Source organism: Adlercreutzia equolifaciens, from assembly GCF_029076695.1.
GTDB classification, from domain to species: domain Bacteria; phylum Actinomycetota; class Coriobacteriia; order Coriobacteriales; family Eggerthellaceae; genus Adlercreutzia; species Adlercreutzia equolifaciens_A.
Genome location: NZ_JARFIK010000001.1, coordinates 701,473 through 714,830, shown reverse-complemented (window position 1 = coordinate 714,830; position 13,358 = coordinate 701,473). Strand labels below are relative to the sequence as shown.

Annotated in this window: 9 protein-coding genes and 1 tRNA gene; 1 reads left to right on the top strand and 9 read right to left on the bottom strand. The window is 63.8% G+C overall.

Annotated features, from left to right (window positions below; genetic code table 11):
• Positions 1–685: 685 nt before the first annotated feature.
• A complete protein-coding gene (locus PZH32_RS02740) occupies positions 686–2,113 on the bottom strand; it encodes a citrate/2-methylcitrate synthase (RefSeq protein WP_275206102.1) in 1,428 nt (475 codons plus the stop codon).
• 188 nt (positions 2,114–2,301) lie between these two features.
• Here PZH32_RS02740 and PZH32_RS02735 point away from each other — a divergent pair.
• Positions 2,302–2,378: transfer RNA gene (locus tag PZH32_RS02735), tRNA-Arg, on the top strand.
• Between the two features lie 314 nt (positions 2,379–2,692).
• On the opposite strand, the gene PZH32_RS02730 is transcribed toward PZH32_RS02735, so the two are convergent.
• From PZH32_RS02730 to PZH32_RS02695, 8 genes are read right to left on the bottom strand one after another with little or no spacing between them, the layout of a single operon-like run.
• Positions 2,693–3,649 carry an SPFH domain-containing protein gene (locus PZH32_RS02730; RefSeq protein WP_275206101.1) on the bottom strand — a complete coding sequence of 319 codons (957 nt, stop codon included), beginning with the start codon at positions 3,647–3,649 and terminating at the stop codon, positions 2,693–2,695.
• Between the two features lie 60 nt (positions 3,650–3,709).
• Positions 3,710–4,522 (bottom strand): hypothetical protein, encoded by an 813-nt coding sequence (locus tag PZH32_RS02725; RefSeq protein ID WP_275206100.1) that lies wholly within the window; start codon positions 4,520–4,522, stop codon positions 3,710–3,712.
• 51 nt (positions 4,523–4,573) lie between these two features.
• A complete protein-coding gene (locus PZH32_RS02720; RefSeq protein WP_275206099.1) occupies positions 4,574–5,917 on the bottom strand; it encodes a DUF4129 domain-containing protein in 1,344 nt (447 codons plus the stop codon).
• Between the two features lie 3 nt (positions 5,918–5,920).
• Positions 5,921–7,192 carry a DUF58 domain-containing protein gene (locus PZH32_RS02715; RefSeq protein WP_275206098.1) on the bottom strand — a complete coding sequence of 424 codons (1,272 nt, stop codon included), beginning with the start codon at positions 7,190–7,192 and terminating at the stop codon, positions 5,921–5,923.
• 6 nt (positions 7,193–7,198) lie between these two features.
• The gene (locus tag PZH32_RS02710) at positions 7,199–8,653 is read right to left on the bottom strand and encodes an iron chelate uptake ABC transporter family permease subunit (RefSeq protein ID WP_275206097.1); all 1,455 of its coding nucleotides are present in this window, start codon (positions 8,651–8,653) and stop codon (positions 7,199–7,201) included.
• Positions 8,637–10,073 (bottom strand): FecCD family ABC transporter permease, encoded by a 1,437-nt coding sequence (locus PZH32_RS02705; RefSeq protein WP_275206096.1) that lies wholly within the window; start codon positions 10,071–10,073, stop codon positions 8,637–8,639. The genes PZH32_RS02710 and PZH32_RS02705 overlap by 17 nt, the downstream gene beginning before the upstream one ends.
• A gap of 3 nt (positions 10,074–10,076) precedes the next feature.
• The gene (locus PZH32_RS02700; RefSeq protein WP_275206095.1) at positions 10,077–12,155 is read right to left on the bottom strand and encodes a hypothetical protein; all 2,079 of its coding nucleotides are present in this window, start codon (positions 12,153–12,155) and stop codon (positions 10,077–10,079) included.
• A gap of 17 nt (positions 12,156–12,172) precedes the next feature.
• Positions 12,173–13,261 (bottom strand): peptidylprolyl isomerase, encoded by a 1,089-nt coding sequence (locus tag PZH32_RS02695; protein WP_275206094.1) that lies wholly within the window; start codon positions 13,259–13,261, stop codon positions 12,173–12,175.
• Positions 13,262–13,358 lie beyond the last annotated feature (97 nt).

Genomic DNA, 13,358 nt, shown 5'->3' with positions numbered 1-13,358 from the left:
AGAGTTGTGATTGAAGCCACGCTGAAAACGGAGCCGTGGTCAAGGACGTAGCCAAAACCGTAGTCAAGACCAAATCGGAAACGGGGCTTCGATTGAGACCAGGATCGGAGCTGAAGCGCGTTCCCCCTGAAGGTGGTCACTAATCGCTCGAGGTTGATGCTTTTGCCGCGCTCGATAGGGTGCTCTGATGGAAAACTGCCTCGATTTGACCACCTGCGGGTCAAAAAACGGGCGAAGTTCGGGCAAAAACCCCGCCTCGACGGAATTGCGACCTTAAAATCTCCAATTCGGGCAAAAGCATCAACCTGGAGGAGTTTTTGACCAGCGCAGCAGGGGCGATTTCAACCTGGGACGGGTTTCGACCAGCGCAGCAGGCGCGAGCTCAACCTGGGGCGGATTTCGACCAGCACAGCGGCAGCGAGATCAGCGCAGAGGAGGTTTTGACAAGCAGCAGACTCGACGGGATCAACCTGGAGCGGATTTCGACCAGTGACAGTGCTGGGGTGATCCAGCTGGCGCAGACTTCGCCCGCGCGCCACCGCCGAGGCAGCGGGTGCTCGTCGACCGCACGACTCCGCCATTGCTGCCAGCGCCCGTCGACCGCGCGCCGCCTCCGATGCTGCGGGCGCCCCCATTGCCGCCGGCGCTGGGGCACCCCGCCAGCGCCCGTCGGCCGTGCCCTCCCCTAGCGGCGCTCGATGGGCACGTAGGGCTTGGTGCCGCGGACGGTGTTCTTATAGGCGGGGCGGATGATGCGCTTGCCGGCACCGATCTCCTCGAAGCGATGCGCCGCCCAGCCGGCCATGCGAGCGCAGGCGAACAGCGGGGTGAACAGGTCTTCCGGGATGCCCATCATGGAGTAGATGAAGCCGGAGTACATGTCCACGTTGGCGCACAGCTCCTTGGTAGAGCCCTTCTCGCGGGCGAACACTTCGGGGGTGAGGCGCTCGATGGCCTTGAGCAGATTCAGCTCGGCCTCGTATTCGGTGCCGGCGGCCAACTGCTCCGCAAAGCGCTTGCCGATAACGGCGCGCGGGTCGGACAGCGTGTACACCGCGTGGCCCATGCCATAGACCAGTCCTGTGCCGTCGTAGGCTTGCTTGTTGACGATTTTCGCCAGGTAGGAGGCCACTTCGTCGTCATTGTCCCAATGCTGGACGTTCTCCTTGATTTCGGCCTGCATGGCGCGCACCTGGTGGTTGGCGCCGCCGTGGCGATGGCCCTTGAGCGACCCCAGGGCCGCCGCATAGGTGGAATACGGGTCGGTATCGGACGAGGACAGCACGCGCGTGGTGAAAGTGGAGTTGTTGCCGCCGCCGTGCTCGGCATGCAGGCACAGCATGATGTCGAGCATGCGTGCCTCCTCCGGCGTGAACTGACGGTCGGGACGCAGCATGGACAGGATAGTCTCCGCCGTGGACTGCCCCGGCACGAAGCGGTGCATGATCATGGAGCCATGGTTGAAGGTGGCCTGCTTGGCGTAATAGGCCAGCACCATGATGCGCGGCAGGCGGCTGATGAGCGACAGCGCCGTGTGAATCTCGTGGCCCGGCGAGCGATCCTCGGCGCACTCGTCGGCCGCATACAGACGCAGAATGGAGCGCTGCATCATGTTCATGAGGTCGGGCGAGGTGTCGTTCATAAGCACGCTGGCGGTGAAGCCGTCAGGCAGCTCGCGCTGGGAATCGACGACCTCCACAAACTTGGCCAGGCGCTCTTGGGTGGGCAGCTCGCCCATAATAAGCAGGTAGGCCACCTCTTCGAAGCCGAAGCGGCGCTCGGGATTCAAATCGCCCAGCAGGTCGTAGATGTCGTAGCCGCGCAGGCGCAGCGAGCCCTCGGCAGGCATCTTCTCGCCGTCGGACACCACATAGCCGTGCACATTGGATACATTGGTCATGCCAGCCAGCACGCCCGTGCCGTCGGCGTTGCGCAGACCGCGCTTGACATCGTAGGTGCGATAGAACTCAGGGTCGATGGAGTTCACCTGATAGAAGTTATCGTAGAGGCGAACGCGGGCCGCCTCCTCATCGCTAATTTCGAGGGGCTCGACCTCGTTCAGGTCGGCGGGGTTCTTGACGCGAATGACGGCCTCGTCGATTTCCATGGCCATAGCTGTTCCCTCCCTCGGAGCGCTTCTGAAGTAATTGGTCTATTCTAACGTCCATGCCCTCTACGCGGGTGCTTTGTCACCTTCCGTTTGCCGCTTATGCGGTGAGCGGCGCGCTTTCAAAAATTTCTCTAAATTGTCGTTGACAAGCCAAAAAGGTAATGGTTAAATAGTCGTTGCTGTTTTGAAGTGCGCCGTTACCTCAGCTGGATAGAGGGACTGACTACGAATCAGTACGTCGGGGGTTCGAATCCCTCACGGCGCACCATTTTGAGCCTAACGAAAGCCCAGGTCAACTGTTGAAAGTTGCCTGGGTTTTCTTCTTTCCCAGGTACTTGCGAGTTGGCGAACGTCCGTGCGTTTTTACCTCTAAACACACCGTTTTACCCCTAGTTTGGCACGATTTTGGCACAAAGACGAACAGGTACAGTCGCCCCACGCAGGCCAGGTGCCTCGTCGCGGCATCCCCTGAATGCAAACAGGGCCGGAAGCAACAGCTTCCGGCCCCGATCCTAGACTCAGCTCAGCAGCGACCTTCCGCCACCCTCGCAGAGCCGCCACGCGGCAGCCTAGGTCGCTTCCCTAGCGCACCTCGGGTGGCGGGGGCACCTGACCGGGCTCGGCTGCCTTCATCTGCGGAGTCACCTTGCTGCCCTGGAACAGCTCGCCGATCATGCCCGTGGCGCTGGCAATGCCCGTCAGCTCGGTGGGCATGAAGATCTTCGTGGCGTTGCCGTCGGCAATGGCCTTCAGGCTCTCCACGTAGCGCACGGCAATGTAGGAGTCGGTGTCCTCGGCATGCAACTGCTCGAGCACGTTGGCCACGGCCTGGGCCTCGCCCTCGGAGGCCAGCACGCGCTGCTGCTTCTCGGCGTCGGCCACCTCGCGGATGGCCTGGGCCTTGCCTTCGGCCTCCAGGATGGAGGACTGCTTCACGCCCTCGGCCTTCTCGATGGCCGCCTGGCGCTCGCCCTCGGCCTCCAGGATGACGGCGCGCTTTTCACGCTCGGCCTTCATTTGGCGATGCATGGCCTGGGTCACGTCCGCCGGCGGCTCGATGCGCTGCAGCTCGACGCGGACAATCTCCACGCCCCACTGGATAGTGGCGTCGTAGAGAATGTCGCGCAGCTGGGTGTTGATGGTTTCGCGGCTGGTCAGGGACTCGTCCAACGTCAGCTCGCCGATCACGTTACGCAGGTTGGTCTGGGCCAGCTTGGTGGCGGCCAGATAGAAGTTCGTCACGTTGTAGATGAGCTTCACGGCGTCGGTGGCGCGGTAGTACACCACGGCGTCCACGGTAACGGCCACGTTGTCCTTGGTGATAACTTCCATCGGGGGCACGTCCACCACGTTCTCGCGCATGTCAACCTTGGTCATGCGGTCCACGAAGGGAATGATCCAGCGGAAGCCGGACTGGGCGGTGCGCTTGTACTTACCGAAGCGCTCTACGACACCCTGCTGGTAGGGACGCACAATGCGAATACCCAGGACAAACAGGACGATGACCACAATAGCCACCACAATTACGAGCAGATACATTGAACTACGTTCCTTTCTCTAGCGAGCCGACGCCCTGCGCGCCGCGCCCGGTAACTCCTCTTACGCTCTCTTCGCGTTTTCGGCGGCCTCTTTCCGAGACCGGCGCTGCGCCTCGGCCATGCCGGGCACCTCCGTCGATGCCCCCTTCGAGTCCTTCGGACCCTTCGGGCCCTTCACCAGCCCGCGGGCGCGCAGCCAGCGGCCTGCCCCCACGCGTCGATCTTGGTCCTGGCGCGCCACATCCTGCGGCTTTGCGGCCTGGGGAGCCGTGGCGGTGCGGCCATCCTGGGGACGGGCCGCCTCCTCGGCCTCCTCGGCCTGGGCCTCCTCCTGCACCTCCTCGGCCTTCTCGCGCCGCGCCTTCTGGCGATCGTCGTGCTTGAGAATGCGATGCATCAAGTAGCGCTCCATCACCGTCATCGAGCGGCCCGGCTGCTTTTGCACTTGGGCCAGGGCCTCCATGCCCTCGGGCAGCACCACCGCGGGCCCCTCGGGCGCCCCGGCGCGCAGCAGGCCCTCTTGCTCGAGGGCATCGGCCACCGCCCGCACCAGCGCAGGGTCGGCCTCGACGATCTTCCCCGCCAGCACGCTGTCGTCGCGACGGGCGTCGCGCTGCACCTGTTCTTCGGGGGACAGTCCCTCGTAGCCGTTGCCGTGGCGTCCTAGGGCCTCCCGGTTGCAGCGATCGAGATCGGCGGGATTGATGCGGTACAGCCAATCGCGCTGCTCGGCGGCCTGCCATTGCACATGGCCGGCCCGATCAAGCGCTACCACATCGCGGTAGGTCACCACGATGCGATCGACGCGAAACTCGTAAAGCGTCGCGTCGTAGCGTAGCGCCCGGCCATCGGCCAGGGCTCCCAGTAGAATCACGTTGCTCCTCCCTCTTGGTGGCGGCGACGCCCGACGGCGCCTCCTCTTGCGTTACAGGCGAAACGATTTGAAAAAGTACTTCACGGCGCCCAGGCGCTCGCGCGCGCCCTTCCACAGCCCCTCGTAGTAGTACGAGCAGCGAGCCGCTTCCTCGGGCGTGGCGGCCCGATTGCCGTAGAACACCTCCACGTAGGCGCGCGTCACATCGGCGAACGTCGCTCCTCCGGCGTGCTTGTCGAACACGCGGAACGACGCCTCGTTATGGGCGGCGTACTCGGTGGGCGTCATGCCGGCGGGGACGGGATGACCCAGACGTCCAAAGCGGTCCACCAGGAACAGGTAGATGGAACGCACCTGCTCCGTCGGTCCCTGGCTTTGGAATTTCGCCAGGCGCCGCGCCCGCCACCAGCGCCGTCCCACAAAGAAGGCGGCAATCAGGAAAATAAGGGACAAGGCTGCCGGAATGGCCGCCAGCGCCGTTTGCGGGCGCGCAGCCAAGTCGAAGGTTTCCTGCAGGGCCGTCAGGTCGATGCCCGTGACACCGCCCTCGCTCTCCTCGTCGGGCGCCTCCTCTTCCAAGGGGCGCGCCGGCTGCTCGATACCCGCCTCGTCCAGCTGCAGATCGTCGGTGGTGCGCCACAACTCGTTGGTCTGATCGCTGGTCATGTCTAAGTTCGGCGTCAGATACTCCTCCGCGGTACCGCGGGCCTGCACCGTCTCCAGAGCCCGCGTCTCCTGGGTCAGCTTGAGCGGCACGGCCGAGGGATCAAGCGGCGCAATGATGCACACCCATGCGAGCGCGCCCACAGCGCCGGCCACGGCCACCATAGCCGCGGCAAAGCCGAAGCCCGCCGTGAACGACACCTTGCGCGCGCTGGCCGCTCCTCGCGCGGCACTTTGGTAGTTCTTGAAGATAAGCAGCACCAGCGCCCCCGCCATGGCCGCAAACGACCAGCCCAAAGCGTCCACTTCCCAAAGAAGCTGCACCACGCCGCACACCACGATGGTCAGCACCAGCAGAGCCACCGCACCGCCGCGCGTGCGCGCCAGCGCATAGGCCGCAACGGTCGACACCTCGATGACCGCCGCCACAATCAGCCAGTTGCCGGCCGTATCCTCCGCCACGCCCGTCTGGCTGACGGCCATAGCACCGAACAGCGACACCGCGGCCAGGAGCACCACGAGCAAGGTGCCGGGCAACAGGGTGCGCTTCGAGGAACCGACCCAGAACAGCAGCGCGCTTACCACCGCTGCCCCCAGGACGGGCAGGGCCGTGCCCACCACCGGATCGCCGGCGTCGAACCCCATCAGCAGCTCGGAGGCAAGCGCTCCGGCTACCAGAGTCACCAGGAGATACTCCCAGCCGATCATCTTGAGATACGCAGAGAATTTCACAGCCTATCTCCTTACCTGTTCCGCGTCGGAAATGAGATAGCACCCAATTTGGGCCGCCGAAAGGCGCCGCAAGGGCGCCAGGAACTCGTCGCGGTCGCGCCCCTCAAGCGTCTTGGGCACCACCAGGAACAGCAGTGGATTGCGGTCGCGCAGCTTCGCCTCGGTGAGCAGGGTGACCATTTCGTCGTTCAAATGGGCCGTGCACACCGCCACATTGCCCGCCCCGTGCACCGAGCGAATCTCGCGATTGAGGATGTCCAAGGCGCCGCGTCCCTGCTCATCCACCACAATGCGGGGAATATCGTGAATGAGCGCCGTGGACTCCTGCACACTGGGAATGTTCGTCGACACGGCCTCGCCGTGCTTGTTCTGGTACATGAGCAGCGCGTCAAGCCCCGATTCTCGGGCACAGCTGCCCACGGACAGCGCCGATTCCACCACGCCGTCGAACACCTGCATGAGCGACTCCGCATCGTAGCCGGGCGCCGTGTGGTCGAGCACAATGTTCAAGCTGGGATTGCCGAAGCTCTCGAACAGGCGCGTCGAGTAATGGCCGTCGGCGTTGCGCGCCGAAAGCTTCCAGTGAATGGTTTTAATAGGGTCGCCCCAGGTGTAATCGCGCACACCGGCATAGTCCATATCATCGGTGACAATGGACTGGTAGGCCTTGTGGCTCTCCTGCACCGAAATGTTAGACAAGTCAAGCTTCGACAGGTCGAATATGCGGGGCAGCACCTTCACCTCGTGGCGACGGGGGTTGACAATGGTGCGGCGGAACAGGCCGAAGGCATCGCCAATAGTCACCCGGCTCACCCCGGCGCTGTAGGTGCCGATGTGCTCGAAGGTGGCGCGGAAGCGGAAATCGCGCGTCTCGCGGGGCATGAGCGTCAGCGTCTGGTTCATCTCGACGTCCATGGCGCCGAACAAATCGCTGATATAGAACGACGGCTCGACGCGCACCATGGGCAGCAGTGACCGATTCTGGAAGGTGACTACGAACTCCACCTCGGCGCCGCGCTCGCAGCTGTCGGCCATGGACGCCTCGGAGAACGTCAGACGGCGCGAGACGATGGCCAAATACACGAGCGACAGCACCAGACAGGTCAGCACCATGATGGGCGGCACATAGGTAATCGGACTTGCCACAAACACGGCTGGGGCAGCGGCAAGGACCAGCACCGCCGCCACCAGCGCGGTTTTCCCCAGTATTTCGCGCAGGCGCGGACGACCGGCGGCGGGGGCCTTCGATCGGGTACGACGATTCCGAGACGCCATGGCTTTCTACTCCCAACTGCGCTGACGCAGCGCGATCATCCAGACGAACAGGGGAAGCACGACCACCGACACCACGGTGCCGACGGGCAGCTCGAAGTTGGGGATGGTCACAAAGCTGGCCACATCCCAGCAGGCAATGAGAATAAAGGCGCCCACCAGCACGTTGCCCCACAGCTGCTTGCGGAACTCGGCACCGAAGGCGGCGCGCACCACGAAGGGCACCACCAGCGAGATCATGGCCACCTGGCCGGCGTTTACCTGAGCCGTGAGGATCATCACCGATCCACAGGCCAGGGCCACCAGGCGCAGCCGATTGGGGTTCACGCCCAAAAGCCGCGCCTCTTCGTCGCTGAAGGAAACCAAATTCAGGCGGAAGCGGAACAGCAGCACCGGCACCAAGGACACCACCAGACCCACGGCCAGGCTGATCCAGGTATAGATGCTGTCGACGCTCACACCGGTCTGCAGGGTGTAGTAAGCCAGCCAATCGGCATCGGTGAAGATGTTCGTCTGCACATAGGTGATGATGACGCCCGTCAGCTGCGAGAGCACCGTGCCGATGAGCAGCATGTTCACCACATTGAAGCTGCCCTTGGGGCTGATCCACTTGCCACCCAGCATGACCAGGCCCAGCATGAGCAGACCGCCCACATAGGCGAACAGATAGTACAGTCCGCTGGCCGCCACCGCACCGGCCCCTACCACCAGCACCAGCACCAGCGAGGCCACGTTGACGCCGTTGGCCACACCGAGCATCGAGGGAGCGGCGATGGGGTTGCGGAAAGCGTTCTGATAGAGCGCCCCCGACAAGGCCAGCATCACGCCGCAGACCGCGTACTTCAGCACGTCGAGCGCCGTGTCGTTGATGTCGTAATAGTGCGGGCAGGCCGCCAGCACGGCCGCCTGCACTTGAGCCGCCCCCACCGGGTCGGTGATCTGCGCCCACAGGATCTGCCACCAGCCGGCGTAGGAGGACAGCACCTCGATCGGCGAGTAAATGACCCCATAGTAGCCGCTGCTCACGCACAAGGAGAAGGCCACGAGCACCGCCAAGGCCGCCCCGCACACCAGGTACTTGCGGCGCATGGCCCGTGCCTCGCGCTGAAAGGCCGCAGCCAAAGGCTCGGCCTCGTCCGACGCCGAGGAAGTGCTCGCCTCGTCATCGACCGCTCGAGTGCCCTCCTTTTCGGGAGCCTCCATTTCAGCCACGGCCATATCGTGGCGCAACCGCGCCTTCAGGCCCTCCGCGCCCTTCTTCGCCCCCCGCGAACGCGCCGCTCCTTCGCTGCCGGCCGCCCCGGCAGCCGACACCTCCTGGCCCGGCGCCAGCACCACCTCGGCCTGGCCCGGCACGGTCGGCTCATCAAGCTGAATGCGCACAGCCTCATCGGCGCGCATGGCGCGACCATCGATGAACACGTACTCGTCGGAGCCTCGCTTCTTTCTAGAACCACTCAGCACGCTTGTCCCCTCTCGACTTCAACGCCACTACCAAGAAGAACACGCAGCCGATAATGCTGGTAAAGGTACCCGTGGCCCCCGAGTTGAACCAGGGAATACCCAGGTAGGCAATACCGTGCACCACAACAACTAGGGCAGCTCCCAAAAGTGCGCAGGCCGGCAGTAGATAACGGAACTCGGGCCCGATGATGCGGCGCGCCACATGGGGAATCATGAAGCCCACGAACCCGATAGGACCCGTGAAGCTGATAACCAGCGCCGTCATAACCGTACAGGTGCCCACCATGATGTTGCGCGTCCGCGATGTGGAAATACCCATGGAGCGCGCCTCGTCGTCGCTGAACGCCAGCAAGCTCAGCTTGCCACTGAGGGCGAATACAATTACAAAGCACACCAGCAGCGGCACCGCGAATACCAGCACGGTGAAAGCCGAGTACGTGCCGGAGAACGTCACACTGGATGCCTCTTCCACCAGCTGCGCCAGCGTCTCGTTGCCGGCCACGTAAATGAGGTAGTACTGAATGACGCTCATGACCACGCCAATGGTGGCCGTCAGCACCTGGCCGGCAATGACCAGCGAGACGTTGCTCACGTGGCCGCGACCGGCAATGTAGGCAATCACCATGATGATGAGCACAATGAGCACGCAGCCCGCCAGCGAGCTGAGGAACATGCCCAAGGTGTCGATGAGCCACTGTCCCGTGGACATGCTCTCCACGCCGGCAATGTAGCTTACCTCGCTGTAGTTGTAGCCCTGGCCGTAGAACAGCAGGGCGTAGATGATCAGCCCCAGCGAGCCGCCGCTGGTCACGCCCAGCGTCGAAGGCGAGGCGAGGGCGTTCTTCAGGGCGCCCTGGTACACGCCGCCGGACAGCCCCATAGCCGCTCCGGCCAAAACGGCGGCGATGATCTCCCACATATAGGCCGTGAAAATGGTCTCCTGGCCTGTGAAGAAGCTCACAAGGCCCACGGCATGGGACTGCACCTCGGCAATGAACTCCGCCAAGGTGGCACCCCCCGGATGGGCCGAGGGACTCAGGATGTTCGTCGGCAGCAGACAGGCCAGCACCAGCACCACCAGCACCACGACGCCCAAAATGAGCACCGCCCGCAAACGCGGGTCGAAGCCGAAGCGCTCGTCCTGCTGATCCGCATAGGGATTCACCTCGTCGGACTTGCGAAACCTCAGACGCCGGTACCCATAGTCGGGGCCAAACGCGTCCTTATCCTCGTGCGGGGCGGCAAACAGCGACGGCGTGTCCTTAGACGCATCGGCCGGGGCGCTGAACAGCGCGTCCGATGATGACTCGCGGTCCTCAGGGCGCGACAGGTCCCACGCTGACCGCTTGCTCGTTTGCTTCTGCGCCTCCTGCTGGCCCGGCACCGCCGAGGAGCCGTCAACGAAATTGATCTTTCCCATGGCCTATTTCTCCGCGCCCTGCTCGATGGCGGACAGCTGCCCGTCGGACAGATCGCACCGGTAGAACTGGGAGTAGAACTCCTTCACCTTCGCCTTCCAGTTCACCTCACCGCTGCCCTCGTTCACCTCGTCATTGACCCAGGCGGCCATGAGGAAGGATTCCGGCGCCGTGCCCTTGATCCACGACGAGAACAGCCCCGTCGGGCAGACGGCCACGGCGCTCTCGGGCACGCCGTCGTCGCCGAAGACGTTGCCGTCGGGATTAGCGGCGCTGTCCACGCCGATGGTGGAAAGAATCATGTTGCCGCCGGCCAGCACGCCGAAGAAGACGCCACCCGTGTCCAGGGTGGACAGCCCAAAGGGATGGTAGATGCCCTTGGCGTTCTTGCTGTTCTTGACGAAGAAGCTGGCGGCTTTCTGGGAGCCTACGATAACGCGGGGGAACGAATCCGAGCCGAAGTTGCCCGAGGCCTCGCTGTTGCCGCTGCTGCTGCGGCTGGCGGTGAACAGCACGCCCTCGTAGCCGCTAACCGAGGGGAACACCGTGTCCTTCTCCAGGCCGCTCCACAGCGACTTGGACAGCTTCATGACGTTGGTGTTGAACTGCCAGGCGATGATCTTCCCGGACGTGGCGCCCTTGATGGCGGCCGTGTTGATCAAGCCGCCGGCCTGCACGTAGAACGACGTGGCCGAGGTTTCGGTGCCCATGGTGGCCAGCAGCGCTCCGTTGCTCACCGGCTTCCAGTCGCCAAAGGTCTTGTTGTACAGGGCGTTGGCATTGTAGTCGTCCATGACCAGCGTGTACTTGCCGTCGCCCGTGCCATCGTAGGCGTTGTTGCCCTTTTCGAACACGCTCGAGCCCGCCACAGCCGACGACGACCCGTTGGCCTTCGCGCACACATCGTCGACGGTGGCGTCCATGAAGGCGATATAGGCCTCGGCCATGGCCACCGAATCGGTCTCCACCGCATCGCTCTCGGCTAGGATGGCCCCGATAGTCTGGGCGTTGCGCTTGATGTTGGAGGTATTCGTGTTGGGATAGATCTGCTGGACGGCCACGTTGGCTGCGTTGAGCTTCTCGCGGTCGGCCTTGCTCATCTCGCTGCCGCTGTACACGAGCACCGTATCGGCGCCGGACTTGATGATGGCGTCCACCTTGATGGAATTCTTCTCGGTGCCGTCGCCGCTCCATCCCGTCGCCACGCTGATGCCGCCATCAACCACCGAGGGGAAATCGGACTTCAGCAACGTGGCATCGGCGGCGGCCAGGGCCCCCTTGCCGCCGATCATCTCCACCAGCACCGCGGCATCGCCATAGGCGGCGATGGCCGAGGCCGGCAGCGGATCCTCCGTGGGGTCGGTGGTATCGAAATTGACGTTGCCGTCGGTAACGGGGAGCGTCTGGGGAGGCGCCGGGGTGGGCTCGGCCTCGCCCGCACCCTCCGCGGTCTTGTCGCCCTGAGCATCGCCGTTATCGGCATCGGCCTCCGGGGCCTTCTCCTCGCCGCCGTTGCCCGCGCCTCCTTGGGTTTGGTTTGTGGTCGTCTCCACGGCATCGGGAGCAATGGCGTCGCCGGCCACTTCGGAGGAAGCCTCGTTACCGCCCTCGGCCTGCATCGGCTCGTCTTCGGGCTCCTCCTCCGGCTCTTCCTCTTCTTCCTTTTCCTCGGGAAGCGGCTGCTCGGGAGCATCCGGATCGTCGCTGCGCACAAAATGGACGCCGGACGAGGCCTCGATGCCCTCGAAATCAGGCTCAGGGCTCCACAGCGACTGCTTGGCCACATAGCCCTGGGTGTTCGGATCCGAGCTGTACACCATGAGGTTTTGACGCTCGATGGTCACCACGCCCTCTTCGGACACCTCGCTGCTGGGAATCTTGTCGCTCGTCGCCTCAGCGGTCTCATCGCTCAGGTAGATCTTGTTCGGGTTGTCGAAATCGATGTTCTCAGAGGCCTGATCGTAGATGATCTCCTTCAGGGCATCGGTGTCCTTGCAGCCTGTCAGGGGAACGCCCAGGGCACTGGCGCAGGCCACCGCCAACGCCAGCCGCAGCACTCGGTTGCCTCTGCTTGTCTTTCTCATTACTTGGTGCTCTCCTCTTAACCGTTATTCGCCGCCGTCGTGGCATAGGGAAGCCCTTCGGGCATAGGGGCAATGTCTACCTGGGAATCTTCGTACAGCTTGCTCAGGTACTCCTGGCAATCCTCTTGCCACAGCGCCTCGGCCGCTTTCTTCGTCAGGGTCTCCTGGAGCTCCTCGGGCAGCGCCGCCAGCGACGCCGCATCCTCCTGATCAGCCGACAAGTCGTAGGCGGAGTCGACCCAGACAAAGCCGTAGCTGGCATCGTCGATGAACGCCCCGGACACCTCGCCGACCGCCGTGGCGTCGATGGCGTTTTGCGCCGCCACGCTCACGGGCAGCTCGCCCAAGTCGTAGCCAAGATCGCCGCCGCGCGCCCTCAGCTCCTCGCTTTCGCCATAGGCGTCCACCACAGCGGCAAAGTGCTCGGGGGTCAGCCCCTCTTCCTTCAGATCGTTCAGGAGCGTTTGCGCAAGCACTAAATCGTCGTAGGAGGGCTCGTCGGACTCGGCGCTTGCTGCCAGATGAAAGTAGTACACGTGCTTGAACGTCGCGCCCGAAGGATAGGCCTGGGCTACGTAGGCCGCCACTTCCTCTTCGGTAGGCTGCGGCAGGGGAACTTCCTGCTCGAGCAGCTCCTCCAAAAGCGCCTCGTGGGCATAGAGGGCGCGCATGTCATCGGCCGTGCGCCCGTACAGCTGGAGCGTTTCCTCGAAGATGGCGTCGTCGCCAAAGGCCAGCGAGTCCTTCATGGCGTCCAGCTGGGCCTCGATCTCCTCATCATCGACGGAGATCCCGGCTTCCACCGCCCGCTGCTCCGCCACGGCGTCGATAACCAGCTGGCGGATGGTCTTCTCGCGCAGAAGCTCAGGGGTCAAATGGCGCTCGGCCAGATAGGCTTCCCAAGCGGCGTCGTCGCCCTCGGTGCCCGACTGGGCGCGATAGGCGCCAATGTAGGCGGTCACCTCGTCCTCGGCCACCTGGCCTCCCCCGTCGTAAACGGCGGCCACCCCCTCGCCGAGCGTCGACGCACCCGCACCAGCCGCGCTGCAGCCGGCACCGAAAGCCAACAGCAATGCCGCCAGAGCAAAGCCTCCGACCCCTCTCAACCCGCTGCGCCGTAAAGCGTGCGCCATCATCTCCCTTTCTCATGCGGACGCGCAGCACGGCATCGGCTGCGCGCTCCGATCGTTCGTCCGATGGGCC